At 72.4% G+C, this 26,306-nt stretch carries 27 protein-coding genes; 13 read left to right on the top strand and 14 right to left on the bottom strand.

Annotated elements, in window-relative coordinates; genetic code table 11:
- Positions 1 to 26 precede the first annotated feature (26 nt).
- Entirely contained in the window at positions 27 to 1,613 is a 1,587-nt protein-coding gene (locus tag H5V45_RS01950; protein ID WP_185251384.1) for a hypothetical protein, read from the bottom strand.
- A gap of 188 nt (positions 1,614 to 1,801) precedes the next feature.
- On the opposite strand from H5V45_RS01950, the gene H5V45_RS01945 reads away from it, so the two are divergent.
- Entirely contained in the window at positions 1,802 to 2,437 is a 636-nt protein-coding gene (locus H5V45_RS01945; protein ID WP_185251383.1) for a dihydrofolate reductase family protein, read from the top strand.
- A gap of 7 nt (positions 2,438 to 2,444) precedes the next feature.
- Here the strand turns inward: H5V45_RS01945 and arr are convergent, their stop codons facing one another.
- Together arr and H5V45_RS01935 are read right to left on the bottom strand one after the other, a co-directional pair.
- On the bottom strand, positions 2,445 to 2,855 hold the full coding sequence (gene arr, locus H5V45_RS01940) for an NAD(+)--rifampin ADP-ribosyltransferase (RefSeq protein ID WP_185251382.1): 411 nt from the start codon (positions 2,853 to 2,855) through the stop codon (positions 2,445 to 2,447).
- 35 nt (positions 2,856 to 2,890) lie between these two features.
- Positions 2,891 to 3,145 (bottom strand): hypothetical protein, encoded by a 255-nt coding sequence (locus tag H5V45_RS01935; protein ID WP_185251381.1) that lies wholly within the window; start codon positions 3,143 to 3,145, stop codon positions 2,891 to 2,893.
- A gap of 201 nt (positions 3,146 to 3,346) precedes the next feature.
- On the opposite strand from H5V45_RS01935, the gene H5V45_RS01930 reads away from it, so the two are divergent.
- The gene (locus tag H5V45_RS01930; RefSeq protein WP_185251380.1) at positions 3,347 to 3,643 is read left to right on the top strand and encodes a DUF4193 domain-containing protein; all 297 of its coding nucleotides are present in this window, start codon (positions 3,347 to 3,349) and stop codon (positions 3,641 to 3,643) included.
- 39 nt (positions 3,644 to 3,682) lie between these two features.
- Positions 3,683 to 4,201, top strand: coding sequence for a hypothetical protein (locus H5V45_RS01925; protein WP_185251379.1), 519 nt, complete (start codon positions 3,683 to 3,685; stop codon positions 4,199 to 4,201).
- Here H5V45_RS01925 and H5V45_RS01920 read toward each other — a convergent pair.
- On the bottom strand, positions 4,177 to 4,743 hold the full coding sequence (locus H5V45_RS01920; protein WP_221633866.1) for a dihydrofolate reductase family protein: 567 nt from the start codon (positions 4,741 to 4,743) through the stop codon (positions 4,177 to 4,179). The two genes, H5V45_RS01925 and H5V45_RS01920, sit on opposite strands and share 25 nt — an antisense overlap.
- Positions 4,744 to 4,834: 91 nt before the next feature.
- Here H5V45_RS01920 and H5V45_RS01915 point away from each other — a divergent pair, with 91 nt between their 5' ends.
- A complete protein-coding gene (locus H5V45_RS01915; RefSeq protein ID WP_185251378.1) occupies positions 4,835 to 5,350 on the top strand; it encodes a DUF6924 domain-containing protein in 516 nt (171 codons plus the stop codon).
- A 9-nt stretch (positions 5,351 to 5,359) separates the two neighbouring features.
- On the opposite strand, the gene H5V45_RS01910 is transcribed toward H5V45_RS01915, so the two are convergent.
- Together H5V45_RS01910 and H5V45_RS01905 are read right to left on the bottom strand one after the other, a co-directional pair.
- Complete coding sequence (locus H5V45_RS01910) at positions 5,360 to 6,391, bottom strand: NAD(P)H-binding protein (protein WP_221633865.1); 1,032 nt, start codon at positions 6,389 to 6,391, stop codon at positions 5,360 to 5,362.
- A gap of 47 nt (positions 6,392 to 6,438) precedes the next feature.
- On the bottom strand, positions 6,439 to 6,780 hold the full coding sequence (locus tag H5V45_RS01905) for a TraR/DksA C4-type zinc finger protein (RefSeq protein ID WP_185251377.1): 342 nt from the start codon (positions 6,778 to 6,780) through the stop codon (positions 6,439 to 6,441).
- An 81-nt stretch (positions 6,781 to 6,861) separates the two neighbouring features.
- Here H5V45_RS01905 and H5V45_RS01900 point away from each other — a divergent pair, with 81 nt between their 5' ends.
- The 3 genes from H5V45_RS01900 (at position 6,862) to H5V45_RS01890 (ending at position 13,323) form a co-directional block, all read left to right on the top strand.
- Positions 6,862 to 7,323, top strand: a complete 462-nt coding sequence (locus H5V45_RS01900) for a phage tail protein (RefSeq protein WP_185251376.1) — start codon at positions 6,862 to 6,864, stop codon at positions 7,321 to 7,323.
- A gap of 535 nt (positions 7,324 to 7,858) precedes the next feature.
- A complete protein-coding gene (locus H5V45_RS01895) occupies positions 7,859 to 11,053 on the top strand; it encodes a putative Ig domain-containing protein (RefSeq protein WP_185251375.1) in 3,195 nt (1,064 codons plus the stop codon).
- Between the two features lie 239 nt (positions 11,054 to 11,292).
- Positions 11,293 to 13,323: a glycoside hydrolase family 30 beta sandwich domain-containing protein gene (locus H5V45_RS01890; RefSeq protein ID WP_185251374.1), complete on the top strand. Its 2,031-nt coding sequence runs from the start codon at positions 11,293 to 11,295 to the stop codon at positions 13,321 to 13,323.
- An 18-nt stretch (positions 13,324 to 13,341) separates the two neighbouring features.
- Here H5V45_RS01890 and H5V45_RS01885 read toward each other — a convergent pair whose 3' ends face one another.
- From H5V45_RS01885 to H5V45_RS01870, 4 genes are all read right to left on the bottom strand, one after another.
- Complete coding sequence (locus H5V45_RS01885; RefSeq protein WP_185251373.1) at positions 13,342 to 15,741, bottom strand: zinc metalloprotease; 2,400 nt, start codon at positions 15,739 to 15,741, stop codon at positions 13,342 to 13,344.
- A gap of 30 nt (positions 15,742 to 15,771) precedes the next feature.
- Positions 15,772 to 17,040 (bottom strand): sigma-70 family RNA polymerase sigma factor, encoded by a 1,269-nt coding sequence (locus H5V45_RS01880; RefSeq protein WP_185251372.1) that lies wholly within the window; start codon positions 17,038 to 17,040, stop codon positions 15,772 to 15,774.
- A gap of 7 nt (positions 17,041 to 17,047) precedes the next feature.
- Positions 17,048 to 17,407, bottom strand: coding sequence for a YciI family protein (locus H5V45_RS01875; RefSeq protein WP_185251371.1), 360 nt, complete (start codon positions 17,405 to 17,407; stop codon positions 17,048 to 17,050).
- Between the two features lie 101 nt (positions 17,408 to 17,508).
- Positions 17,509 to 18,183 carry a Type 1 glutamine amidotransferase-like domain-containing protein gene (locus H5V45_RS01870; RefSeq protein ID WP_185251370.1) on the bottom strand — a complete coding sequence of 225 codons (675 nt, stop codon included), beginning with the start codon at positions 18,181 to 18,183 and terminating at the stop codon, positions 17,509 to 17,511.
- A gap of 125 nt (positions 18,184 to 18,308) precedes the next feature.
- Here H5V45_RS01870 and H5V45_RS01865 point away from each other — a divergent pair, with 125 nt between their 5' ends.
- Positions 18,309 to 18,743 carry a VOC family protein gene (locus H5V45_RS01865; RefSeq protein ID WP_185251369.1) on the top strand — a complete coding sequence of 145 codons (435 nt, stop codon included), beginning with the start codon at positions 18,309 to 18,311 and terminating at the stop codon, positions 18,741 to 18,743.
- Positions 18,744 to 18,746: 3 nt separating this feature from the next.
- On the opposite strand, the gene H5V45_RS01860 is transcribed toward H5V45_RS01865, so the two are convergent.
- Positions 18,747 to 19,436: a response regulator transcription factor gene (locus tag H5V45_RS01860; protein ID WP_185251368.1), complete on the bottom strand. Its 690-nt coding sequence runs from the start codon at positions 19,434 to 19,436 to the stop codon at positions 18,747 to 18,749.
- Positions 19,437 to 19,805: 369 nt separating this feature from the next.
- Here H5V45_RS01860 and H5V45_RS01855 point away from each other — a divergent pair, with 369 nt between their 5' ends.
- The 3 genes from H5V45_RS01855 (at position 19,806) to H5V45_RS01845 (ending at position 21,402) form a co-directional block, all read left to right on the top strand.
- Complete coding sequence (locus H5V45_RS01855; protein WP_185251367.1) at positions 19,806 to 20,084, top strand: hypothetical protein; 279 nt, start codon at positions 19,806 to 19,808, stop codon at positions 20,082 to 20,084.
- A 69-nt stretch (positions 20,085 to 20,153) separates the two neighbouring features.
- Positions 20,154 to 20,507, top strand: a complete 354-nt coding sequence (locus tag H5V45_RS01850) for a VOC family protein (RefSeq protein WP_185251366.1) — start codon at positions 20,154 to 20,156, stop codon at positions 20,505 to 20,507.
- 88 nt (positions 20,508 to 20,595) lie between these two features.
- Positions 20,596 to 21,402, top strand: a complete 807-nt coding sequence (locus H5V45_RS01845) for a hypothetical protein (RefSeq protein WP_221633863.1) — start codon at positions 20,596 to 20,598, stop codon at positions 21,400 to 21,402.
- 30 nt (positions 21,403 to 21,432) lie between these two features.
- On the opposite strand, the gene H5V45_RS01840 is transcribed toward H5V45_RS01845, so the two are convergent.
- Together H5V45_RS01840 and H5V45_RS01835 are read right to left on the bottom strand one after the other, a co-directional pair.
- On the bottom strand, positions 21,433 to 22,782 hold the full coding sequence (locus tag H5V45_RS01840; RefSeq protein WP_185251365.1) for an MFS transporter: 1,350 nt from the start codon (positions 22,780 to 22,782) through the stop codon (positions 21,433 to 21,435).
- 45 nt (positions 22,783 to 22,827) lie between these two features.
- A complete protein-coding gene (locus H5V45_RS01835; RefSeq protein ID WP_185251364.1) occupies positions 22,828 to 24,501 on the bottom strand; it encodes a bifunctional 3'-5' exonuclease/DNA polymerase in 1,674 nt (557 codons plus the stop codon).
- 216 nt (positions 24,502 to 24,717) lie between these two features.
- Here H5V45_RS01835 and H5V45_RS01830 point away from each other — a divergent pair, with 216 nt between their 5' ends.
- Positions 24,718 to 25,023, top strand: a complete 306-nt coding sequence (locus tag H5V45_RS01830) for a hypothetical protein (protein WP_185251363.1) — start codon at positions 24,718 to 24,720, stop codon at positions 25,021 to 25,023.
- A 15-nt stretch (positions 25,024 to 25,038) separates the two neighbouring features.
- Here the strand turns inward: H5V45_RS01830 and H5V45_RS01825 are convergent, their stop codons facing one another.
- Positions 25,039 to 25,605, bottom strand: a complete 567-nt coding sequence (locus H5V45_RS01825) for a hypothetical protein (RefSeq protein WP_185251362.1) — start codon at positions 25,603 to 25,605, stop codon at positions 25,039 to 25,041.
- 127 nt (positions 25,606 to 25,732) lie between these two features.
- On the opposite strand from H5V45_RS01825, the gene H5V45_RS01820 reads away from it, so the two are divergent.
- Positions 25,733 to 26,203 carry a hypothetical protein gene (locus H5V45_RS01820; protein ID WP_185251361.1) on the top strand — a complete coding sequence of 157 codons (471 nt, stop codon included), beginning with the start codon at positions 25,733 to 25,735 and terminating at the stop codon, positions 26,201 to 26,203.
- The last annotated feature ends 103 nt before the right edge of the window (positions 26,204 to 26,306 follow it).

Genomic DNA, 26,306 nt, shown 5'->3' with positions numbered 1-26,306 from the left:
CTTTCCCTCGACCCCGGACGAGCTCATCAGTCGAGCACCATCGGCGACAGCAGCAGCCCCGACGGGTTGCCCTTGCGGTCGAGCACGTCGAGGTGGTGGTCGGGGGACCAGTCGACGGCGCCGGGGGCGGGGGCGTCGGGGTCGTCGGCGGTGAAGGTCGCCTTGATGACCGGGCCGGTGAGGCAGTCGACGGTCGACCCGGCGCCGTTGCGGCAGGCCCAGGTGCCGGCGATCTGGTGGGGATCGGCGGCGTCCGCGTCGTACACCACGACGTTCGTCGGCGAGATGCCGTGGACCGGCTCGTCGAAGGTGAAGACGTGCGGGGTGTTGCGCCACACGCTGCGGGCCCAGGCGGGCGTGAGGTCGCGGGTGATGAGGCGTACGTCGCGGGAGTGGTCGTTGCCGGTGCGGCCCTGCCGGTCCCAGGTGCGCACGTGCAGGTCGGTCGTCCGCGGCCCCGACGAGCAGGGGCGGACGTGGACGCGGCCGGCCCAGACCGCGCGGCGGTCGGTGCCCGAGACACGGTGCAGCTGGGCGGGAGGGTTGTCCGTGGCGAGCCGGACCTGCGCGGCGCGGATGCCCTGGCGGTCGGCGAGGAGGACGCGGACGGCGTACCACCCGCCGTGGCGGCGTACGTCGATCGACGGTGCCGCTCGCAGCACCCGGACGACGCGTGGCCCCTCCACGTTGTACGGCCCGGACACGACGTCGATGCGGGACGCGAAGCCGCGCTCGGCCATGGTCTCGCGGCGGTAGCGGCGGGTGTTGCCTGCCCGGTCCTCCACCTCAGCGAAGAGCACCCGCTGGGAGTTGCCCAGCCAGCGCCGGAACCGCACCCGGCCACGGAAGGTGTCGGTCCCCTCGACCCGGGTCAGCGTGACCGTGTCGATGCCGCCGTTGTTGCTGGTGCGGTCCTTGCGGAGCAGGAAGACGTCGACCCGCTGGACGCCGGAGTCGTCGTCGGTCACGGTCGCCTCGAGGTCGACCGACTGCGCACGGCGGCGTGTGTCCACCTGGGTCCTGCTGACGGAAAGGGCGGTCATGGTCGGGGCGGTGGTGTCGTCCGGGAACTCCTCCGTCCCGGTCGCGGTGAGGACGTCCTGCTGCTGCTCGTAGACCAGGTGGGCCTCGCTGAGCGTGCCCTCGTCGGCGCCGTCGACGACGGTGATCTGGGAGTTGTAGGTCGCGCCGGTGTGGGCCGGCACGGTGACCGAGCCGTGCCACGACCCGTCGCTGTCCTGGGTCAGGAGGGTGTCCAACGACTGCCCGTCGCGGGGGCCGGAGTACGGCTGAGCCGCCCACAGGCTGAACCTGACCGACCGCAGGCCGGTTGCCGGGCCCGGCCCGCCGGTGTCGTGGGCCTGCACGGTGAGCTGGACCTCGACCGGGCCGGCGTCCGTGTCGACGACGGCGGGGGAGACGTCGTACGAGTCGATCACCGGCTCGCCGTTGTCGGTGGACCAGCAGTCGTTCACCTGAGTCACGGGTGCCGCCGCGCGGCCGGTGGTCGCGGTGGGCGCCGCGGCTCCGGCGGCTCCCGCAGCACCCGCGCCCGACGGGAGCGCGAGGGCGAGCAGGGCGGCGAGCGTGAGCGGCAGGGCTCGGGGTGACACGGGCACGGTTCCTCCTGGGGACGGCGTCACCGGTCCGATGCCCGGACGAGGCGATTGGTTCGCCGCCCCTGCCGGTTGTCGGCGATCGGTGAGAATCTTCGGTGTCGGCGGTCCGACCGTCGACCTGCGACACGCCACCGCGACCACCGCCCGACCACGCACGCCCAACCACCCCTCGAGGAGCGCGGATGTCCCGCACCCGGATCCACAACCTGGCCATCTCGCTCGACGGCTTCGCCACCGGCGAGCCGCAGTCGCTGGAGGCGCCGTTCGGCCACGCGGGTCACCGCCTGCACGCGTGGATGATGGCCACGCGCTACTGGAGCCCGACCGGCAGCACCGGGGTCGACGACGTCTTCGCCCAGCAGTTCGGGCCCGGCATCGGCGCGGAGATCATGGGTGCCAACAAGTTCGGCCCGCCCGGCTGGCAGGACGACGCGGACTGGAAGGGCTGGTGGGGTCCCAACCCGCCCTTCCACACGCCGACCTTCGTGCTGACGCACCACGCGCGGCCGCCGCTGGAGATGGAGGGCGGGACGACGTTCCACTTCCTCGAGGCCTCGCCCGCCGAGGCGCTCGAGGTGGCCCGCGAGGCCGCGGGTGGCCAGGACGTCCGCATCGGTGGCGGCCCCACGATGGCCCGCGACTTCCTCGCCGCCGGTCTCGTCGACCACCTGCACGTCGTCCAGGTGCCGATCGTGCTGGGCCGCGGCGTCCGGCTCTGGGACGGGCTCGAGGCGCTGGAGGAGGGGTACGACGTCGAGGCGGTGTCCTCGCCGACCGGCGTCACCCACCTCACCTTCACGCGGAAGGCGGCGTCCTGACGGGGCGCTAGTTGATGATCTCGCCGCGCTCGACGTCGCGGATCACCACGAGCCGGTCGCGCCAGGCCTGCAGCGCCTCGGGGGTCAGCCGGGTCCAGTCGAGCACCTCGCCGACCACCCGCAGCGGCTCGGTGCTGCGGTAGGACCGGGTGGGGTTGCCGGGGAACTTCTTGTCGGTGACGTTCGGGTCGTTCTCGAAGTCACCGGTCGGCTCGACGACGTAGACCCGCGGCTCGGCGTCGCCGACCGCGAGCTCCGCGGCCAGCCCGGCGCCGCTCTCCAGCGCGGTGAAGTAGATGTGGTTCATCACGATCTCGGGGCGGTAGTTCGACCGCCGGCCGGCGGTCAGCAGGTCACCCACCACCAGGTCGGCCTTGGTGCCGTGGAAGAACGGTCCCTCGTCCAGTACGTCGCTCACGGGGCCACCCTAGGTGCCACTGAGCCCGCTGCCGCTCACGTCTCCGGGTCCTTGCGGTCGCGTCCGGCCCTCTCGACCTTCCTCATCCACCAGCGCCAGGCGGCGTACCCGATGACCAGCAGCACGACCGCCGCGACGACAAAGATGCCGACAGTCGTGTCGCCCCGGGACTGGCACGCTGACGTGTTGCGCTGCTCGGAGAATCGCGAGCAGTCGATCGCGCGCAGCACGTGGCCCGATCCTTTGATCGTGATCCAGGCGCCACCGCCGGTCGTGAGGGCCGTCCACATGCGGGGAGACTGCCCGCGGGAGGACGGCCAGAAACTCGTCTGTGGGGTCTCGCCAACACCGCTGTCGTGGAGACCTGCGTCACCATTCGGGCCGCCGCCGACCGGCGCGGATCTCGCCCGGATCTCGCGGGGGCGTCCTGATGCAGGGAGAAGGGCCGGACGGGGCTAACATTCGCGCTCCGCCCCGGAAGGATCCCGCACATGGCCACTGACTACGACGCATCACGCAAGACCGAGGACGAGCAGAAGGAAGAGAGCCTCGAGGCCCGCCGACTCACCTCGGGCGAGCAGGACAAGACCTCGGGCAAGGTCGACGAGGACGAGGCCGAGGTCGCCGAGACCTACGAGCTCCCCGGCGCGGACCTGTCCCACGAAACGCTCTCCATCGAGGTCACCCCGCGGCAGGCCGACGAGTTCACCTGCACGTCCTGCTACCTCGTCCAGCACGTGTCCCGCCGCGAGACCCCCGGCACGGACATCTGCCGCGACTGCGCCTGACGATCGACGGGGTGCCTCGTCGCGAGGACACTCCTGAGCATGACCCGCGACGCCAGCGACCCCTCATCCGGGCGGCGCCGGCGTCGCCGCTGGGGCCTCCACCTCCTGGTGCACGGTGGGCTCGCGACCGCGATGATCGTCTGGGGCCTCTTGCTCGGCGCTGACGACCCGGTTCGCCCGGCCCCTCTGCGCCTCCCTGCCCCCGGTCCCCGGCCCGGCCTCACGGTCGGGTGGGGCGGCAGCGAGGGGCACTCCAGCTGCCGCTACGACGCCGGTGCCGGCTCGGTCGAGGCGACGCTGACCGTGGCCGGCTACGCGCCGAGCGCGCGCGAGGTCACGGTCACCGTCACGGCGTACGCCGACGAGAACACCTCGCGCCCGGTCGGCTCGGCGACCCGCACCGTCCGGGTGGACGGCACCGTCCGCGAGCCGCTCCTGCTGACGGTCCCGGTCACGAGGCCGCCGCAGGTCGGCGAGGACGACGTCGCCGCCTGCTCGCTGGACGTCGACGGGGCCGCCATCGGCGCCGGCGATCAGGCCGCGGGTCGCACCCGGTAGTCGAGCAGCAGGTGCCCGGCCGGTGTCGTCTCGCAGCCGAGCATCTCGAGCTTCAGCTCGGGGAGGCCCGCCAGGAGTGACCGCCCGGACCCGATCACCGTCGGCATCACCACCATCCGGATCTCGTCGACGAGGCCGGCGGTGATGAGCGCCCGCGTCACGGAGATGCTGGCGTGCACGCCGATGTCGCCGCCCGGCTGCGCCCGGAGGTGGCGTACGGCGTCGGCCAGGTCGCCCTCGATGACGTGGGTGTTGGTCCAGTCGTGGCCGAGGGGCGTCGACGTGGCGACGTACTTCGTCACGGCGTTGATGAACGTCGCGAACGGCTCGATGTCGCTGGTGGGCCAGAACGGCGCCCACTCGTCGTGGGTGCGGCGGCCGAGGACGACCGTGTCCTGGGTGGCGATGACCTCGTTGCTCCGCACGTCGGTCTCGTCGTCCCACGTCGTGAAGAAGCGGTCGGGGTCCTCGGCCACCCCGTCCGCGGACACGAAGTGCCACGAGACGACCTTGCGCAGGGACGACGGGACCGGGTCGGACATGGGTGCTCCTCGGCGTGGGGTGGTGGTGGGTGAAGACCGCGGTCGCCAGTGAAACTCATCGCGGTGGCCCCGCGCACGCCACAATGCCGCCATGGACCTCACGCCACTCGCCACCGCTTTCGAGCGGGAGACCCTCGCGCTCGTGCGCACCGACCGCAGCGACGACACCGCCTGGGCGTCCGTCCTCGCCGCCATGAGCACCCCAGTCGACATCGTCGGGGCCGGTGACCTCGACGACCTGGTGGCACCGCCGTCCAGCCCGATCGACGACCCGGCGTACGACGGCGCCACGGGCGCCTCGCTGGCCGCGGCCATCCAGGCGGCCGGCGGCGAGCCGGTGGGCTACGCCGTGCTGGCGGATGCCCCGTCGATGGGGGAGGCACGGGCCGGGGGAGAGATCACGCTCGCCTACGTCGACCTCTCGTGCCCGGATCCCGAGGAGGCTGCCGAGTTCGACACCTTCCTGGGCCGCACGTTCCGCTGCGCCGTCCCCGAGATCGCCTCGATCGAGGCCAACCTGGCGATCGCGAACATGGACTTCCACGAGTTCGCGGACTACGCCGACGAGCGGGACGGGACGTTCCGCGGCTTCGACAGCGGCGACTGAGCCGCCTCGTCACGACCCGGGCAGCACGTCCTTGACCGCGTCGATGACCTTCGCGGCCACCGGGCGGGTGTCGCCGCCGCTGGCCCAGGCCGGGTCCTGCGGCAGCGGCCCCATCGGGTCGGCGGTCGCGGGCGAGGACGCCGAGGCCGGCTCGGCCAGTGCCCGGCGGAAGGACTCGTCCAGCCCGAGCAGCTCATGGTCGTCGGGCAGCAGGGCGAGGAAGTCCTCGTCGGCCGCGACCATGTCGTGGCGCAGGCTCTCGACCAGCGCCTCGACGGTGGGCCGGGGCACGTCGGTGAGGCTGCCGACCAGGGTCCCGACCAAGGCGGTCGGCAGCAGCGGCACGCCCACCTGCGGGCGGGTGAGGCCGGCGTGGGTGGTGAACGAGTCCAGGAGCTCGGCGTACGGCAGCCGGTCGGGTCCGCCCACGTCGAAGTGGCGCGAGGGACCGTCGTATGCCAGCGCGCCGACCAGCGCCTCGAGCACGTCGACGATCGCGATCGGCTGGACCAGCGAGTCCATCCAGGTCGGGACTGTGTGCACCGGCAGGCGCTCGCTCACCTGGCGGATGATCTCGAACGACGTGGAGCCGCTGCCCATCAGCACGGCGGCGCGCAGCACCACGACGGTCGCGGGGGTGTCGGTGAGGATCCGCTCGACCTCGCGGCGCGAGGTGATGTGCTCGGAGAGCTCCTCGTCGGGCACGTCCGGCACCACCCCGGAGAGGTAGACGACCCGGCTGACGCCGTGGCGGCGCACCGCCTCGGCGAGGTGGGTCGCGGCCTTCCGGTCGGTCTCGGCGAAGTCGTCGCCGCCCATGCCGTGGATCAGGTAGTAGACCGCCTCCACGCCCTCGCACGCGGCCGCGACCTGCTCGTCGTCCAGCGCGTCCATGACCACGGTCTCGACGCGGTCGCCCCACCAGGGCTGCTCGCGGTCGGGGTCGCTGGTGGTCGTGCGTACGTCGTGCCCGCGCTCGAGGAGCAGCGGCACGAGCCGGCCCCCGACGTAGCCGGTCGCGCCTGTCACCAGGATCTTCACGTGGTCCTCTGTTCTGTTCGTCGGGCCTGCGGTGCTGCGTCGTACCCCTACGAGGCGCAGCCGATGCAGGTGCGCGCCGTCGGTCTCGCCTCGAGGCGTTCCTCGCCGACCGGCCCGCCGCAGTGCTCGCACACGCCGTACGTCGCGTCCGCGAGCCGCTGGACCGCGGCGTCGACCTCCGCGAGGTGGTCGCGCGCCTGCCGCACGAGCGCCCCGAGCTGCGAGCGCTCGAAGGCGATCGTCGCACCCTCGGGGTCGTGCTCGTCGTCGGCGTTGGTGTCGCGCGACGCCGCCACGACCTCGTCGTAGTCGCCGGTCAGGCTCGCCAGGCGACTGAGCGTCTGCGCCCGCTCGGCCTCGAGCCGCTCGCGTGCCTGGGTCGTCTCCACTGCTCCATGGTGTCCGTGACCTGGTGACGTGGTTACGGTGGCCCCACCTGACCCACCCGTCAGCTCCGCCGGAGGTGCCCCATGTCGTACGTCGTCGACTTCACGGACGTGTCCACGGTCGGCCTCGAGTCGTCCCCGGTGACCGAGGCGCTCGCCGGCCTGCGGGCGAACGAGGCGCGCTACTACAAGAACAAGTACGACCACGTCTTCACCACCGAGCCCGCGGACGAGGCGAACGAGACGGTCGACTTCGTGCACCGGGTGCTCGCGGAGGAGCGCGACATCACGATCGCCTCGAAGCCGCTCGAGGCCTCGGCCTTCGAGGTCGACGGGATGCGGATGGCGTACGTCTTCTACGAGTCCGGGCTGGCGATCAACGTGATGTACACGATCGAGGACGGCGGCAAGCGCGCCGTCGGCTTCAAGCTCTCCGACGGGATGGAGGTCCCCGAGGAGCTCGCCGACCGCTTCAAGTTCGCCCGTCAGAAGTCGAAGCTGGCCGGCACGATCCGGGGCAGCTACTTCGTCATCAAGGGTGAGTAGTGACGCAGCCGCCATGACGTCGCCGGGCTAGACCTCTGGGTGACGGAGTCACCCCTAGAGGTGGCATCTACTCCCTTTGCCCTCGGTGGCGTCGGCCCGGTCCTACATTCGGCCCTGGTGGCGAGTCGACGGATACCGACGTGTCCCTCCCACCGCCGATTCGGGGGGTTCGGGCGTGTTGAAGAGACTGCTCTGTGCAAGCGTCATCGTGGCCTTGGTGCCGTTGGGCGGGATTATCGAATCACCCGTGCAGGCCTGGCCAGCCGCTGTCGACACCGCCGCCCACACCACGCCGGCCAGAGCGACCGTCGGGCGTCGGGCTCAACCGCACCCGGCGGGGACCAAGCCGTCCCGGCCCCGACTGACCGTCCGTGTCTCGGCCCCGCGAGGAGTGCGCCCGAAGGTGAGGGTCTCCGGACCCCGGGGATGGGCCAGGACGATCCACAAGACGACGCGGTTCCGGGCGGTCCCCACCGGTCGGTACGTCGTGACGGCCGCGACACGACAGTTCACCGGCGGCACGGCGGTTCCTCGGGTGCTGGGCGCTCGGACCCGTGTCCGGCGCAGCGAGCCCGGCCGGGCGCGGGTGCTCTACGACACGGTGATCGCGAAGGACACCCGGGTGGTCCCCGGTGAGCGGGTGCAGGACGTGACCGCGCAGCCCGACGGCACTCAGCTGCTCGAGGTGAGCGGCCCGCCGACCGCGACGGCAGGATCCGTGCTCGTGCTGGGCACCTCCGCAGCGACACCGTCGGGCCTGGTCGCCCGAGTCCAGGACGTCGACGAATCAGCCGGGGGAACGGCGTACACGCTGGTGCCGGCCAAGCTCACCGAGGCGTTCACCGATCTCTCCTTCAGTCAGCAGGTCAAGGTCGACCTCACCGAGACCACCGCCGTCTCGGCGAGCACCGGTCGTCGGATCTCGGCCAGGGGGCTGGCCAGTCTCATCAAGTGCGACACCGGCGCCGACTTCAGCGTGACGCGCTCGATGACGGGTTCGCTGGCCCTCACCTTCTCGGCCGGCTTCGATGCCACGAACCCCCAGAGCTCCTTCCTCCGCGCCGAGGCCAGCGCGGACCTGACAGCCGTGCTGGGAGCGCACCTCGATGCCGCGGGCACGTGCGCCATCGCCCGGCAGCAGCTCGGGCCCAGCATCCGCTTCACTCCGATCACCTTCAGCATCGGGCCCGTTCCGGTCGTCATCGTGCCGACCCTCGAGTTCTTCGGTGAGGCGAGCGCCTCCCTCGGCACCTCCGTCGGCATGGACATCAGCGGGTCGCTCACGACCAGCGCATGGGCGCAGGCCTCCATGGCCGGGGGCCTGACGCACGGCTTCAACCCGCCCGCCGCCCACTTCTCCAAGGACATCGACTACCCCCAGGACGTAACCGGCCAGCTCAAGGGCCAGCTGAGCGCCCGGCTGACGACCGAGCTGTACGGCGTCGCGGGTCCCTACGTGGAGGTGAACACGGGCCCCCAGGTGACCTTCGCTCCGACACAGGTGCCGTGGTTGAACGCCGAGCACCTGCTGAGTGTCGACATCGGACTGAGCATGCAACGGTGCGCCCAGCTCTGGGGCGCCGACCTCTGCGTCAAGTTCGAGGCCGAGGCAGACAAGGTCGTCGACAAGTCGTGGCCCCTGTTCCGTCGCGACTACTTCGCTGGACCCACCATCAGCTCAGCCAAGCTCGCCCCCGCCGTACGTGGGCAGCAGTACACCGCCGGCCTCACGACCACCGACAACCGGCCCGGATCCTGGCGCATCGCCGGAGGTGCCCTCCCGTCGGGGATGAGCCTGTCGGGGAGCAAGGTGGTCGGGACGCCCGCCAAGACCGGCTCCTACGCCGTGACCATCAGGTTCACGGACAGCGAGGGCAGGACGGACGACCAGGACCTGTCGCTCACCGTGCTGGACGGTGCCTCGTTCAAGAACAAGATCATCACCAGCCCGACCGGCAAGTCCTACCTGATCGACGCCGATCTGCAGAAGCACTCGATCGCCACGACGTGGACCTACTTCTGCCTCGTCGACCGCGGGCTCGAAGCAGTCGCGGTCGAGCAGACCCAGATCGACGGCTTCCCTGCCGGACCCGCCGCCAAGGACTGCGTGTCACCCGCCAGGGTCGAGGGCCAGATCATCCGACGGAACGACGGGATCTCGTGGGTCGTGGTGGGCGGCGAACGTCACCACATCCCGAGCAAGGCCGTCGATGTGTGCGCCCGTGCCGTGCACCGCCGGGCCGTCGGCCTGACCGGTCTCAGCGGTGAGGCGGCCGCGTCGATCCCCGAGTCCACCACCAAGTACGACTGCTCGATCGAGGGGACGGTGGTCCAGGCGCTCGACAAGCCGCAGCCCTACCCGGCCTATCGCATCAGCGGGGGGAAGCGGTACTGGATCGCCGACGGGTGGACCTTCGACTACTGGAAGCGACGGGTGCCGGTCGTCGCGTCGTACGACGAGGCCGCGATCAAGGAGCTTCCCGACGGAGGGACCGAGACCAGCCGCCTCGATCCCGCGGCCATCCCGGCCAACTCGATCATCCGGCGCAACGACGGGATCTCCTGGGTCGTGGATGCCAACAAGGTCCGCCACCACATCCCCTACGCACGCGACGACACCTGCTGGCGCCGCCTGCGCGGATTCGCCGTCACGGCCACCGGTCTCTCGGGTGCCCAGGCGTCGTCGCTCACCGAGGGCGATGCGTGGCCGTGCGTGGTCGGTCCGCGGGTGGTGAAGTCGGATGACGGGGCGTCGTACTTCGTGGACGGCTCCAACACGCGCCACTGGATCCCGGACACCGAGACGTTCGCCGCGCTCAGTCGCTCGTACGAGGTCGTCGGTCCGTGGCCGGCCGATGAGGTTCAGACCTTCCTCCCCGGCACGAACGAGCCGACGATGCTCGACCCCGAGGCCGTCAAGAACACGCTCGTCTGCCGCAACGACGGCGTGTGCTGGGCGGTGGACGGGAACGCAGTCCGCCACCACGTCCCCACCTACGGCGACAACGTGTGCTGGCGCTGGGTGAACGGATGGCACGTCTCCCGCAACGGCGTCTCGGGCGAGCAGGCCAACAGCCTGGCCGAGGGCGACGCCTGGGGCTGTTCGATGAACGACAGGATCGTCGTCACGAACGAAGGCCCCGCGTACTACATGGAGGGGAACACGCGTCGCTGGATACCGGACGGCTACGACTTCGAGTGCCTGCAGCGAGGGCGTTCGGTCATCCGGGGCATGGCGATGTCCGAGGCCGGCAACCTCCCCGAGACAGGTGCGATGCCGGCCCAGGAGTGCTCCGGAATCGACATCGTCACGATCTACTCCCCGGCGAACAGTCGTTACGTGACGACGGAGGTGAACTACACGGGCAACGACCAGGCGATGGTGAGAGCGGAGAGAACGGCGGTCGGGAGCGACTGGGAGCGCTTCCGGCTGATCGGCGACTGCGCCAGTCGCTGCCTGATCCAGTCACTGGTCAACCGACGGCTGGTCATGCCGCAGTTCGATTACCAGGGCTACGCCTGGGGGGAGATGCGGGGCGTCTCGAGCAACGCGTCCGGCAGCTGGGAGGGCTTCCGACTGGTGGGGAACTGCAGCACGGGTTGTGCCATCTATGCCCTCGGTAACGGCCGCTACGTCTCCGCCGAGCTCGACTACACGGGCAAGGGCTACGGCATGCTCCGGGCACGCGCGACGAGCGTCGGGGGTTGGGAACGGTTCCTGATCAGATGAAGGTGTCCGTCCGTCGACGGAGGTCGCTCGCACTCGCCGTGGCGGCGGTGGTGATCGGTGCGGGTCCAGCCGCCGGCGGCCTCGTGTCTGCTCCTGTGCGAGCAGCCAGCAGTCCACGGGTCGATCGGGTCCCGGCCGATGCCGATGCGGCGTCGGCGTGGCGGGGATGGCGGTCGTCGCCCTCCGACCCCGGCCTCCGGTTGGCGTCGTCCGCTCCGGTGGAGCAGGCGGCGACGCGCGTGCTCGCCGTCTCGCCCGAACTCACCCACCAGACCTGGATCGGCGCCGGTGCCGCGCTCACGGATGCGTCGGCGGGGATCCTCGCGAGCAACCACGAGGCGACCGCGGTCCTGTTCGACCCCGGCCGGGCGGATGGAGCACACCTGAACCTGGTCCGCCTGCCGCTCAGTGCCACCGACTTCTCCACCGCGCCCTGGGCCTTCGGATGGTCCGACTCCAGCGGGACCCTCGATGTTCCCTCGGAGGCGGTGACGAGCACGGAGGTGGTGAGCCAACGACTCATGTCCTTGAGGCCGGACCTGCAGCTCGTGGCCGTGCCGTGGACGGCCCCGGCCTCGATGAAGGACTCGGGCGCCCTCAACGGTGGCGCCCTCACGAGCGCGAGCCTCGGCGCCTACGGCCGACTGCTGCTGGCCCAGGCCGACTGGCTCAGGACGCGCGGGATGCCGGTGCTGGCCATGACACTCGGGAACGAACCGTTCCACAGCAGTGCCAGCTACCCGACGATGACGATGTCGGACGCGCAGATGATCAGCCTGGCGAAGACGGTGGGCGCCGGGCTGGAGCAGCGGGGCGTCCAGCTGTGGTCGGTCGACCACAACTGGAGTCACCGAGGTCACTACGACGTCGTCCAGGCGGGAGCGCCGGGCATGTTCGCAGCCGCCGCGTTCCACTGCTACGGCGGCAGCCCCTCGCAGATGGCGGGGACCTCCGTGCCCTCGGTCGTCACCGAGTGCACCGGCACCGATGACGGCTTCGCCGGCACGTTCCGATGGGACATGGACAACCTCGTCGCGGGAGCGATCGACGCCGGGTCGACCGGCCTGATGATGTGGAACCTCGCTCTCGACGAGCAGCACGGTCCCCACACGGGTGGGTGTGCCACCTGCCGCGGAGTGGTCGACGTCGACAGTCAGACGGCCGCCGTCAGCCGGGGACCGGAGTTCTTCACCCTGGCCCATCTCAGCCGTGCCGCTGACCCGGGGGCGGTCGTCATCGACAGCTCGCCGAGCCCTGGAGTGTCGTACGCAGCCTTCCGGAATCCTGACGGCGAGATCGGCATCGTGGGCCACAACGACACGGGGTCCAGCCAGGTGTTCTCGATCGAGGTGGGCGGCGCCGCCAGTGGTGGGCGGTTCCTGGTCGGACCGGGTGAGCTGTTCACGATGCGGGGACAGTCGGCCGTGACCGAGGGAACGGTCACGCTTCCCCTCGCCCCACCTGTGGTCGGCGTGCCCGTGGAGGCGGTCGTGGCGGGGTGGCAGCCACAACCGGTCGACCTCCACTTCCAGTGGCAGGCGGGCGGGTCACCCATCGCAGGAGCAGATGGGCCGAGCTTCACCCCCACCCCGGAGGAGGTGGGTCAGCGGCTCAGCCTGCAGGTGACCGGCAGCCGACCCGGTTGGCGGACGGCGATCGTGGTCGCCTCGACGGCCGAGCCGGTGCGGGCATCGGACCTGGGTGACCCGTCGGTGGTCGACGTGGTCCCTCCGGCCGTCCTGGGATCGCCCCGCGTCGGGAGGACGCTGAACGTCGACCCGGGCACGTGGTCGCCGGCGGCCCAGGCACTCGCCTACCAGTGGTACCGCGACGGCGTCCCCGTCCCCGGGGCGACGTCGAGCTTCCTCACCTTGCAACCGCGCGATCTCGGCTCGCGGCTGTCGGTCCGCGTCCGGGCGTCGGCGCCGGGTCACGCAGACGGGTCCGTGACCACGTCGTCCACAGGCCCCGTGGCGCTCGGGGCCCTGACCGTCCTCGACCGCGGTCTCATCCGCGGCAGGCTCCAGGTCGGCAGCGTCCTCCGTCTCGTGGGGCGACGATCGGATCCGGCCGCGGCCGCCTCCTTCCAGTGGCTGGCCGACGGGCGCCCTCTCGATCGGTCAGGCGCCCGACGTCAGTCCCACCGCTTGACCACGGCAGACCTCGGGAGCCGGATGAGTGTGCGACTCACCCTGACGTCACCGGGCTACGCGGCGGCCACCTACAGAGTGAGTCGCGCCGGCCACGTCGTTTCTCGACGCCACGGGTGACGGCCGCGGGCGGGACCCTCAGTTCACGGTGCGCCGAGCGCTGGCGAGCAGCTTCGCGCCGTCGTACCACCGCACCACGAGCGTGTGACGGCCGCGCGAGACAGGCGCGTCGAGGCGGAAGCGGGACGGGCCGTGGGCGGTGAGGACGCTGGCGGCGTCGACGCGCTTGCCGTCGAGGAGCACGACCACGCGCTCGCCGCCGGCGGTCGGGCAGCCGTCGGTGCCGGCGCCGGGGACGCCGGGGCAGGCGTCGTCGGAGTCGAAGACCGTGTCGTGGTCGCGGTCGGGGCAGCCGCCACCGGCGCTCGGGCCGCGTGAGCCCGGGCAGCTGTCGGCCACGTCCGGGACGTGGTCGCCGTCGCGGTCCGCGACCACGGTCGTGCGCTTGACGGTCAGCGTGTAGTCGGTCGGGTCGAGGACCTCCTGCGGGTCGACCGTGACGGTGAGGTCGCGGCGGGCCCACGGCACCAGGACCTGCAGCACGCCGGTGTCGTCCTTGACGACCTGCTGCGACGAGCCGCCGCCGACGGTCAGGCCGAGCGTGGCGTCTCCGGTCCAGGTCAGGGTGACGAGGGCCGAGGACTGCCGGCGGATCGGGAGCGGGACCCGGTCGCGGCTGTCGGTGGCGCTGACCAGCCCGACCCCGAAGGTCGAGTCGCTGGGCACGAACGAGCCGCTGCCGACCTTCGCCGTGCTGCTCGTGACGCGGTCCGCCACCGGGGCGTCGCGGGTCTCGGGTCCCAGCTTCGGTGCGGCCAGGTCGAGGTCGAGCTTGTCGGGCGCGAGGTCGTCGTTGGCGATCCAGTCGTTGGAGCGGGCGTGGTAGCCGGTGACGGCGTAGACGTTGTACGGCGCCCGGATGCTCTGGTCGGCGAGGTAGTCGCGCCGCACGTGGAAGGTCACCGTGTTCTTGGTGGTGTCCCACGAGGCGGTGCCCGGCGGCAGGTAGTAGCCGGTGCCGTTGTCCATGACGACGGGCTGGTCGTCGGTGCCGCCGGTCGGCACGAAGGAGTCGAGCCGCCGCCCGTTGATCGTGAGGCTGTAGGCGACCGGTGAGGTCCCGTCGACGACCGGCCAGACCTGGGCGGCGTCGATGACCGCGTCGACGGCGGTCCGGGTGACCTTGACGCGGACGCCCTCGAGATCGGTCACGGGGGAGTAGGAGTCGCCTCCGGCGTCCGTCCGCGAGCCGGCGTACGCCGTCGGCTGCTTGCCCAGCGGCACGCGCCTCGCCACGCCCGCGACGTGCAGGTGGCCGTCGACGGCGGTGACGTCGCCGACGCGGAGCCGGGGCCGGGTGGTGGCGACGGGCTTGGGCATGAAGTCGCCCTCGGCACCGGGGACCAGCGACTGGTCGGCCTGCGGACAGTCCGCGGGGTCGCCGGTCGGCGAGGCGTAGTGGTGATCGTCGGGGTGCTGGACCTGGAACGAGCTCGTCCCGTCGCCGCGCTTGTCGTTGGGGACGAGGTGGTCGTGGTCGTCGACGTGCCCGTCGCCGTTCACGTCGAGGTAGTTGCTCATCCGCAGCGCGAAGCCCTCGACGTCGAGCGTGGAGACGCACTTGTTGATCAGCGGCGGATCGGTGCTGTACGCCATGATGTCGTTGGTCGGCGTCGGGCCCCACGGGCCGTCGGCGCCGTCGCCCACGTGGCCGAGGGTGAGGCAGTGGCCGAACTCGTGGCTCACCAGGTCGAAGAGCGGGAAGAAGTCGCTCGCGCCGGTCGCCGGGTCCACCGCGCCGTTGACCGCGAAGCAGACGTTGCCGCCCACCCCGCCGCAGTCCTCGACATAGGTGCCGCCGGGCTCGCCGTCGTGCTGCTCGAAGCCGTCGCGGGCCTGCCACGCGGACATGCTGAAGGGGTTCGGGACCTGCGTGCAGGGCACGCCCTGGTCGTCGTACAGCCCCAGCGCCTCGCCGAAGGCCGTCGGGTCGATGCCGATCCCGATGCCGCCGGCCGGGTTCGACACGACCACCACGATCTCGGGGTCGACGAGGTGGATCGGGTCGGTCGGCTGGCCGTCGTCGCCCACGGGGATCTCGTGCGTGCGGACGTCCATGGCGAAGCCCTTGACCAGCCAGGGCAGCCCCATCTGGTTCGCGAGGTAGTGCAGCCCGTCGTCCCACATCTGCACCGCCTGCGTGGCGACGCGCATGTCGCGCTCGGCGGCCGGCGAGACCGGGATGAGCACGTCGACGTCGACCTTCGGCGAATCGAGCGCGTTCAGCCCGACCTTCATGTGGTAGCAGTGGTTGTCCGGGTTGATCGGGTCCCGGTCGACGATGCACCCGGCCGGCAGCCGGCCGTTGCCGGTGTGCGGGCCGACGTAGGACTCGGACGGACTGCCTTGCGCGGTCGAGGTGCCGAGCACCACGAGAGCGAGGGCGACCACCGGCAGCAGGAGACGACGCGCGTTCACGACCGCTTCAACGAGGGGTCGCGCGGGCCGTTACGTCGCGGGTGGCTGGTGGTCTGTGCCGGCGGCGGGCGCCAGCTGGTCGCGCCGGCGGGTGAGGTGGGCGACCTCGGCGGAGTTGCCGGCCAGGGCGAGGGCGGAGTCGTACGCCGCACGCGCGTCCGCGGAGCGGCCGAGCCGGCGCAGCAGGTCGGCCCGCGTGACGTGGAAGGCGTGGTAGCCGGCCAGGTCGAGCCGGTCGACCAGGGCCAGGGCCACCTCGGGCCCGTCGAGCTCCGCGACCGCGACGGCGCGGTTCAGCGCGACGATCGGGCTGGGGTCGACGCGGACCAGCTGGTCGTAGAGCGCCACGACCTGCCCCCAGTCGGTGTCTCGGATGTCGCGCGCGGAGGTGTGGACGGCGTTGATCGCCGCGAGGATCTGGTAGCGGCCGGGCCGCCCCTGCCCGGCCGCGACGGCGGCCAGCCGCTCGCGCACCAGCGCCTGCCCCTCGGCCACCAGCGCCGGGTCCCAGGCGCCGCGGTCCTGCTCGGCCAGGACGACCAGCTCGCCGTCCGCCGACAGCCGCGCCGGCCGACGCGCCTCGGTGAGGAGCATCAGCGCGAGCAGGCCGGCGACCTCGCCGTCGTACGGCAGGAGGGCGTGGACGAGCCGGGTGAGCCGGATCGCCTCGCCGGTCAGGTCGCTGCGGACCGGGTCCTGGTCGGGGTCGGAGGCGAGGTAGCCCTCGTTGAAGACGAGGTAGAGCACCGCGAGGACGCCACTCACCCGCGCGGGCAGGTCCTCGGCGGCGGGCACACGGTAGGGGATCCGGGCCGCCTTGATCTTGGCCTTCGCCCGGGTGATCCGCTGCCCGAGCGTGGCCTCCGGGACCAGGAACGCGCGGGCGATCTCGGGCACGGTCAGCCCGCCGACCATCCGCAGCGTCAGCGCGACCCGGGCCTCCGGCGCGAGCGCCGGGTGGCAGCACGTGAAGACCAGCCGCAGCCGGTCGTCGTCGATGACGCCGAGCGGCTCGGCCGGCACGTCGTCGTACAGCATCCGGGCCTCCTGCTCCTTGTCGTCGCGCCGCGACTCGCGACGCAGCCGGTCGATCGCGCGGCGGTTGGCGGTGGTGGTGAGCCACGCGCCGGGGTTGGGGGGTACGCCGTCACGCGGCCAGCGCTCGACCGCGATCGCGAACGCCTCCGCCGCCATCTCCTCGGCGACGTCGAGGTCCCCGAGGCGGCGGGCCAGGGTGGCGACGACCCGGGCCCACTCCTCGCGGTGGACCCGGGTGATCGCGTCGGCGGCCTCGGTCACGCGGCGCTCACGGAGCCTCGAACGGGCGCACCTCGACCTTGCCGCGGCAGGCCCGGGAGCCCTCGGCGGCGAGCGCCAGCGCCACGTCGAGGTCGGGGGCCTCGATGATCCAGAAGCCGCCGAGGTACTCCTTCGACTCGAGGTACGGGCCGTCCGTGACGACCGGCGCGGACCCCTGACCGTCGACGACCGTGGCGTTGCTGACCGGACCCAGCCCGTCGGCGAACACCCAGTGGCCGCGCTCGCGCAGGCTCTCGTTGAAGGCGCCGGTGGCCGCCATGGCCTCGTCCATCTCCTCCTGCGAGGCGTAGGTCCCGAACTCGTTGCGCTCGGCCGGTCCGTAGACCGCCATCAGGTACCGCGTCATCGCTGTCTCCTCAGCTCCTGCGGGCCGGTCGCCCGCTCTCACCCTTACTACGAACGGCGCCGGGTCGTTCCTACACCCGGGTCGGTGTCGGTCGACCCCCGTCAGGGCAGGTGGCGCCACTGCCCCTCGGAGACGACGTCCACGGTGCCGTCGACCACGCGGACGGCCGACTGGTCGTCGAGGACGTACGCCGGCCCGTCGACCTCCTCGCGCCAGCGCTCGGCCACGGCCATCGTGTTCTCCGGCATCATCGGGTGGTCGAGGTGCGGGAAGATCGAGAAGTCGACGAGACCGAGGGTGTCGCTGCTCGCCCCGCTCCCGGCCGGCGGCCGCCAGCTCGTGAAGTCCTCGCCGATCCGCGGCGTCATCACCATGCTCCCGGCGCTCACCCCGACCCACACCGTCCCGGTCAGCTCCGGCAGCAGGTCCGCGAGCCCGGACGCGCGGAGCCAGTGGGCGAGGTACGTCGCGTCGCCGCCGTCCACGAGCAGCACGTCGGCCTCGCGCACCCACGGGATCCAGCGCTCCGGGTCGATGGTGGGCAGCGCGGTCAGCTCCAGCAGGCCGACCGAGCGCCAGCCGAGCCCGGTCATGGTCGGCGGGGTCCCGTCGACCGCGAAGTTCCGCGCCGAGGTCGGCGTGCAGTGCGGGTGGCCCCACTGCGCGCTGGGGATGGCGAGCGCGGTGCAGTCGGCCAACGCTCGGGGGAGCAGGTCCACCAGCGCCTGGTGGATGGTCGGGTTCGTGACCCCACCGGAGGTGAGCAGCAGCTTCATCGGGTTCTCCTCGTCCGGGCAGCGTCGTACCGCCCCTCGCCCCTGCTACGAGCGCGGCACCGCCGATCCGACAGGGGGCCGGCTCAGTCTCGCGCCACGGAGTCGCGCGTGCCTAGGCTGCCCCCATGACGTCGGTCAAGCAGGTCCAGGTGACGTTCGACTGCGCCGACCCGGAGCGGGTGGCGCTGTTCTGGTGCGAGGTGCTGGGGTACGTCGTGCCGCCGCCGCCCCCGGGCTTCGACTCGTGGCGCGACTTCGACGCCTCGCTGCCGCCCGACCAACAGGGGTCGGCGTACGCCTGCGTGGACCCCACCGGCGCCGGGCCGCGGCTGTTCTTCCAGCGGGTGCCTGAGGGCAAGGTCGTCAAGAACCGCGTCCACCTCGACGTCCGCGCCGCCACCGGGCTGGTGGGCGAGGAGCGGCGCGCCACGCTGGTCGCCGAGGGCGAGCGGCTCGTCGCGCTCGGCGGGGTGCGCGTCCGGCTGCTGGAGGCGGACGGCTTCAACGAGTCCTGCCTGGTCATGCAGGACGTCGAGGGCAACGAGTTCTGCCTCGACTGACGCTCAGTGCTGTGACGTCGGGGCGCGGCCGCCGGCGGGGCCGCCCGCCCCGAGCCCGTGTGCGAGCGCCCAGGCGACCGCGTGGGTGCGGCGCTCGACGCCGATCTTGCGGTACGCCGTGCGCACGTAGGTCTTGACCGAGTTGACGCTCAGGAAGCAGGCATCGGCGATCTCCTGGTTGCTCCGGCCGCGGGCGATCAGGTCCAGCACCTCGGCCTCCCGGGCGCTCAGCCCCGACGGTGTCCCGACCGCCCCGTGGTGGAGCGGGCAGCGCGGACCACGGGCGACGTGACGGATGGGCCGCCCCGCGTGCACGTCCTCGAGCGCGTCGAGCACCTCCGCGGCCGTGGCGGTCTTGGCGAGGAAGCCCGCGGCGCCCGCCCGGAGCGCGTGCGCCACCCCGGGGCAGTCGGCGTGCCAGCTGAAGACGACGACGCGCGCGGCGGACGTCTGGGCCAGCGCCCGGAGCGAGGGGCCGTTCGAAGTGCGCCGCACCACGTCGTACAGCACGACGTCGACGTCGTCCGGGATCGCCTCGCGGTGCCCTAGCGGGACCACCACGACGCGGTCGGTACGGGCGGCCAGCATGCTGCGGAGGCCCGAGACGAGGAGCTCGGACTCGTCGAGGACGGCGACCCGGATCGGGTCGGTCGGAGCGGGTCCTGCGGGGTCGTGTCCTGCGGGGTCGTGCATCGTCGGCCGATCCTGGAGCCATGAGGCTGGATTCTCGGCCAGACGGATGGTCGAGCTGGATGCCCCCGCCCGGTGTGAACCAGTGCGGGAGCACCTTCTCGAGTGCATCAGCACGATGATGTCTGCAGCATCCCCGGCCAACTCCCTCACCGTAGCCCCTGCGGGCCGGAAGCACGGGGTTTGCGCCGTTCCGGTGCCGCTGGACTGGTCGGGCCCGTGCCGTGCCGGACGTCATCGGATCCGAGCGCGATAGCCCTCGGACCCGATGACGTCCCGCGGGGCGGTCACGGTTCGGTGCCGCTTTCCCGCTCCCGACCCGTCCACCGCCCTACGCTGGGCGGGGCGCGTCGTCGACGAGGGGAGCCGCGCATGTCCGGTCCGGCGAGGTGCGGGGTGTACGCCGGGGTGCTGGTCGTGCTCGTCGTGGTGCTCGACCCGCGGACGTGGGGAGCGTCGTACGACACCCACGGCGACGAGATCGGGATCGTCCACGGCGCCCAGGCCGGCTGGTCGCTGGTCATGGCGCTGTCGGTGCTCGCCGCGATCGTCGTGACGACGGAGTCGATCCTGCGGTCGCGCTCGGATCGCCGCCCAGGTGGCCGCGACGAGCGCGACGCCGAGCTGCCCGCCCGCTCCTGGTACGACTGAGCCCGCACCCGGTCGACCCGCGGATCAATCGCCTCGCGGATGTCGGCGGCGCTTCCTAGGATCACCCGCATGAGTCTCGAGTGGGAGCAGATCATCATCGCGGCGGAGGACACCCAGGCGCTGGGGCACTGGTGGGCCGACGTGCTGGGCTGGGTGGTCCTCGACGACTCGGTCTACGAGTTCGAGATCCGGGAGTCCGAGGACCGCCTGCCCGGGATCATGTTCGAGAAGGTGGACAGGGCCAAGCAGGGCAAGAACCGCCTCCACCTGGACTTCCGGCCCGACGACCAGGAGGCCGAGGTCGCGAAGTTCCTGGCGGCCGGCGCCACCCGGGTCGACGTCGGGCAGGGCGACGTCCCGTGGGAGGTGCTGGCCGACCCCGAGGGCAACGAGTTCTGCATCCTGGCGCCGCGCAGGACCTGAGCCTCGGGTGCGGCCCGGGGCGTCCGGCTGCGGACCGTAGGCTCGGACCTCCAGGTCCACCCGATCCGTGACCGGCCGAGGAGGCCCCGTGTCCCGCACCACCGACCGCATCCGCACGATCCTGCCGCCGTCGGGGCGCACCGCCCTGGGCGCGACGATCGCGGGGACCGTGCTCACCGGTCTGGCCTCGGCGCCCGAGCGGGTCGGCGGGATCTTCCGCCGACGCTTCCCCACGGTCGCCGTGACGGGGATGACGGGCGTCGGCAAGACGCGGCTGGCCGACCGGCTCTCCCGGCGTACCTCCGGGGAGGGCGTGGCCGAGGTCGGCTCGGCCACCATGGAGCGACGCACGCGCCGGGGCCGGCGCCTGCACGGCTTCCGTTTCCTCGTCGTTCCCGGCGACAACGCGGCCACCCGGCTCGGCGCCCTCGACGAGGTCTTCCACGACGAGCCGGTCGACGGCGTGATCCACGTGGTCGCCAACGGCTACGCCACCCCCCGGCGGACCGCCGGCACCACCGGCACCGCGACCGCGACCCGCGAGCAGCTGCTCGCCGCCGAGCTCGAGGACTGGGCGATCACCTCGCACCGGATCGCGTCGATGGCCGTGCGCCGCGACCGGCCGGTGTGGCTGGTCATCGCGGTCACCAAGACGGATCTGTACGCCGACGAGCTGGACGAGGTCCTCGACTACTACTCACCCGGCAGCGGCTCGCCGTTCGCGGCCAAGCTCGACGAGCTGCGGGCCCTGGCCGGGGGCGCCAAGCTCTCCGTCGACGTGCTGCCCGTCTCCGCCGAGGGCGGCGATCGCTCCTCGGCGGTGTCCGCGAAGCGGGCCGCCGCGATGGTGGACGCGCTCGCGGTCCGGCTGGCGCAGCTGAGCGGTCACGTCTGAGGTCTCGTCTGAGGTCTCGGCAGGGCCGCGTCAGGGCCGGGGCGTCAGCGCAGGATCCACCGGGTCGATGAGCGACGGCGGCCCGACGGCGAGCGCCTCGTCCGGCTCGTCGGTGGAGGCGCGCGCGTCCGCGAGCACCTGGGCCGGGACGTGCCGCTCGAGGAACCGGCGTGCCATGCGCGTGGACGGGTGGATGCCGATCGTCGCGACCACGATGATCGCGGCGATGAGCAGCCAGCCCGCCGCGCCCCACTCCATCGCGAGGAACGTGTAGAGCGCCGGGGCCCAGACGCGACCGAGGGTGCCGCTGAGCTCGGAGGCGCCCTGGTAGGCACCCCGCTGGCGGGGGTCCATCAGCTCCGCCTCGAAGGACCAGCTGGCGGCGGAGAGGTACAGCTCCGCGCCCGTCACCGTGACGTGGCCCAGCCACACCAGGGCGATCGTGACCCAGCCGACCGTGTCGTGCGTGGCGAGGGTGATCAGGCAGGACAGCACGAAGAAGCAGGCCGAGACCCGGACCGCCCGCAGCGCGGTCGGCACGTCGTGGACGCCGCGTGCGGCGGCCATCGGCAGGAAGATGCACATCACGGTGTTGGTGCCGAACAGGAAGGCCAGCAGCACCCTCGGGGCGTCGGTCTCCTGCACCAGCCACAGCGGGATGACGATGTTCAGCAGCACCTGGTTGGTCCAGAAGACGCCGCCGAAGAACTCGGTGAGCAGCCAGCCCGGGTTCCGCAGCGGGCCGGGCCCGGGGATCTTGACCTTGCGGCTCTCCGGGGTGCGGTCGTCGTGCGAGGCCCGCGGCAGCCGGACGATCGCGAGCGCGTTGACGAGGAAGACGAGCGCGGTGAACCACGGGATGGCGTGCAGGACGTCGTTCGAGTCGAAGGCCAGCGCGATGCCGCCCAGCATCGAGCCGATCGTGAAGCCGGCGTTGAGCGCGGAGTACATGTACGCCCGGGAGCGGACCCGCTGGTCCGGTGGCAGCACGTCGATCGTGTACGCACCGTGGGCCGCGTTGCCGAGCGAGCCGATGACCTCCATCCCGACCGCCATCAGGACGTAGCCACGGAAGTCCGTGATGAACGGCCACAGCGCGAACATCGCCGCCTGGCCGGTGGCGCTGAGCGCCCACATCTTCTTGGGCCCGAACCGGTCGACGAGCTTGCCCATCGGCAGTGCCGCCACGAACGACGCGGCGCCGGCGAAGGTCAGGCCGAGCCCGACCTGGGCGGCCGACAGCCCGACGATCTGGGTGAAGAACACCGCCGAGCCGGTCATGAAGGTGCCCTCGCCCAGCGCGAAGAGCAGCGACTGCGCGGCGAGCCGCCCCGCGAGCGGCGACGGCGGGCTGGCGTGACGGAGCAGGGCGGTGAGCATCGCGGAGGATTCTCCCGGTCGGAGGGGGTCGGTGTCGTGCGAGTTTCATGGCTCGACGGCGGCGCCGGGCTTGCCGGCGTCGGCGTACGACGTCACGACCGAGACGTTGAGCGGGAAGTCGATGCTCAGGTCGCGGAAGAGCAGGCCGCCGGCGGTCGCCGCCGCGGCGGTCGTGGCCGCGGCGACCTCGTCCGCGAGAGCGACCGGGGTGTGCACCACGACCTCGTCGTGCAGGAAGAAGACGAGGTGCGGGCGGGCGTCGAGCGGCCCGTCCTCTGGCCCGCCCCCGAGCGCCCAGAGCCGGTTGCGCAGGTCGGCGATCCAGCACAGCGCCCACTCGGCGCCGGTGCCCTGGACGACGAAGTTGCGGGTGAAGCGGCCGTACGCGCGTCGGTAGCGCGCCAGGCTCTCGACGTCCGGCGTCGGGTCGTCGGGGTCGCGGTCCCAGGCCTCGCCGAGGCTGGGGGAGCCGCGCCCGAGCAGCGTGCGCACGACCTGGCCGCGCTCGCCGGCCCTGGCCGCCTCCTCGACCAGGCCGAACGCCGCCGGGTAGCGCCGGGTCAGGCCGGCGACCATCCGGCCGCTCTCGCCGCTGGTGGCGCCGTACATCGCGCCGAGCAGCCCCAGCTTGGCGTCCTGGCGGCTCGCGACGGCGCCGTCGTCGACCATGCCCTGGTAGAGGTCCGTGCCGCGGGCCGACCGCGCCAGCGCCTGGTCGCCACTCATCCCGGCGAGCACCCGCGGCTCGAGCTGGGCGACGTCCGCGACGACGAAGGTCCAGCCCTCGTCGGCCACGGCCGCCGGCCGGACCTGGACGGGGAAGGACAGCGCGCCGCCGCCGTTCGAGGACCAGCGGCCGGTGGTCGAACCGGCGGGTTGGTACGACGGGCGGAAGCGGCCGTCGCGGACCCACTGGTCGATCCACACCCAGCCGTTGGTCGAGAAGAGGTGCGCCAGCTGCTTGTAGCGCAGCAGCGGGGCGATCCCCGGGTGGTCGAGCGCCCGCAGCGAGGAGGCCCGGGTGTCGGCGACCTCGAGCCCCTGCCGGCGCAGCGCGGCCAGCAGGTCGGGGCGGGAGTCGGGGTTGAGCCCGGGGGAGTCGAGGGCCTGCCGGATCTCCGCCGCCAGCGCCTCGAGCCGCTGGGGACGGGCGCCGCGGGGCGGGCGTGGCCCGAGCAGGTCGGTGAGCAGCCGCTCGTGCACGTCGCTGCGCCACGGCACCCCGGCGTCCGTCATCTCGGCGGCGACGAGCGCCCCCGCCGACTCCGCCGCCAGCAGCAGGCGCAGCTGGGTCGCCTCCGCGGACGCCTCGACCGCGGCCAGCTGGCGGGCGTCCTCGACGTCCGCGCGCAGGTGCTCGGCGGTGTCGTCGACCGAGAAGAGCACCGGGTCGGACGGCGCGCTGGGCCGGAGCCGGTCCCAGTGCTCGGACTCCTCGCCCGCGAGCAGCCCTCCGTCGACCGCCGGCGCGCGCCGCAGGATCTGGCGCCCGAGCCGCAGGTCGTGGCAGCGCCCGACGCGGACCCCGGCGGCGAGGAGAGGGGGGTACCACCGGGCGGTGTCGTCCCACACCCAGCGCGGCGTGCCGGAGTCGCTGTCGGCGCGCTCGCGCCCCGCGACGTACGCCGGGAGGTCGGCCAGCGCGCTGGTCCGCTCCGCCTCGCCCTCGACGACCCGGACCCGGTCGCCCGGCAGTCGCGAGAGCGAGATCCGGGACATGGGGTCAGCCTGTCAGGCGGCGCGGACAGCGGCGTGCCCGCCGGGGGAGTCGCGGCAAGTCCCTGCGAGGCGTCCACCCGACGCGGCACACTTCTGGCACGGGAAGGGGCCGCGATGAGGACACGGCGTGCGATCGGGCTGGTGGGGGTGCTGGCGGCCCTGACGCTGTCGGCGTGCGGGGGCGACGACCCCGGGTCCGGACCGAGCGTCACTGTCGTGAACGGCATCGAGCTGGCGCCCCTGTCGATGCAGCGTGACGACGTCCCGAACGCGCGCTACCTGGCGGATTCGCAGGTCATCGTCTTCGTGTCGACCCCGCTGTACAGCGGGAGCTGCCCTCCGCGCGGGCGTGCCGAGCAGAGCGGGAGCACCGTGACGGTGACGGTCTCGGAGACGGGTGACGTCTGCACCGCGGACGCCAACCGCGACCTGTTCCTGGTTCAGGGATTCGGTGGTATCCCGAAGCGGCTCATCGTGAAGCAGGACGGTCAGGACGAGATCGACCTGTCGCTCGCCGGCTGAACGGGGGCGGCGCCGTCAGGCGGTGACCGCGGCCGCCTCGCCCGGCTTCGGCCAGCCGGTCCGCGCGAGCACCAGGTCGGCGACCTGGGTGCGGTCCAGGCCGTCGGTGTCGATCACGAGCGGCGTGAGGTCGCGGCTCTCGACGACGCGCTCGTCGGCGTCGCCGGCAGCGATCGTCGGCTCCATCTCGGCCTCGGTGTAGCCGAGCAGGATCCCGCGCGACAGCACCCGACGCCGGCGCTCCTCGGTGCCGATCCGCAGGCGGACCACGGTCCAGTCGGCGTCGGGGAGCTGGCTCGTGTGGAGGTCGACGAGCTCGGGGGTGTCGATGGCCCCGGAGACGACCAGGCAGCGCGCGCCGTGGGAGGCGAAGACCCGCCAGGCGGCCCCCATCGCCTCCGCCTTGACGACGAAGTTGTCGGGGTCGTCCGGCGGCGCCGGGTGGCACATCCCGATGTCGTCGAGATCGAGACGGGCGGTCGGGATGCCGGAGCGGTAGAGCCGCGAGAAGACGTGGTACGACGTGTCGCTCTTGCCGGTGCCCATGGCCCCGAGCAGGAGGAGGGCGGGGGTACGGGTCACGCGCGCAGGCTGTCCGACGTACGCCCGCGCGGTCAACAGGTTTGGGCTGGCGCGCCGGGCGTCTCGAAGGGGTAACGATCGCCCACGACCCTCGATGACGCGCCACCCCGCTGGACAGACTCCGGGCATGGATGGTCGGCCGGTGGTGCGCTGCGGGGTCGCTGCCCTGGCGGCGTCGGCGGTGCTGCTCGGGCTGTCGGGGTGCTCGACCACGACGTGCTCGGACCTGATGCCCGAGGCCTCGCACCTCCTGATCAGGCTCGATCCGTCGGTGCCCAGCGAGGTCGTGACCCTGCGCGCCCGCCTGTGCGTCGAGGACCGGTGCTCGACCGCCACGCTTGTGTCGAGGGTGGGCGGCAAGCGTGTGCTCGACGCGGGCGTGTCCCGCGACGGCGGCGACCTGCACGTCGTCGCCGGCGCGTTCGGTGACGAGCCGTTCCGCGCGGGCGCGACCTACGACCTGCGAGTGACTGCCTGGGCAGCCCACCACCGGCAGCTCGCGCGGCAGGAGGACTCCTTCGAGCTCGACGAGACCGAGCCCAACGGCGAGGGGTGCGACCCGACGGTGCTGCTGCACGAGCTGACCGTGGGGGTCTGAACCCGGGGATACGGGCGGGCCTGTGGGCTCCGATGACCGCCACGATTGGTCACAAACCGCAGGAAATGTGCCCCCAGACGTGCGGTTGGTGACCAATCCGCAA

This window comes from Nocardioides luti (assembly GCF_014212315.1).
Taxonomy (GTDB): domain Bacteria; phylum Actinomycetota; class Actinomycetes; order Propionibacteriales; family Nocardioidaceae; genus Nocardioides; species Nocardioides luti.
This window is presented reverse-complemented; position numbering and strand designations above follow the sequence as displayed.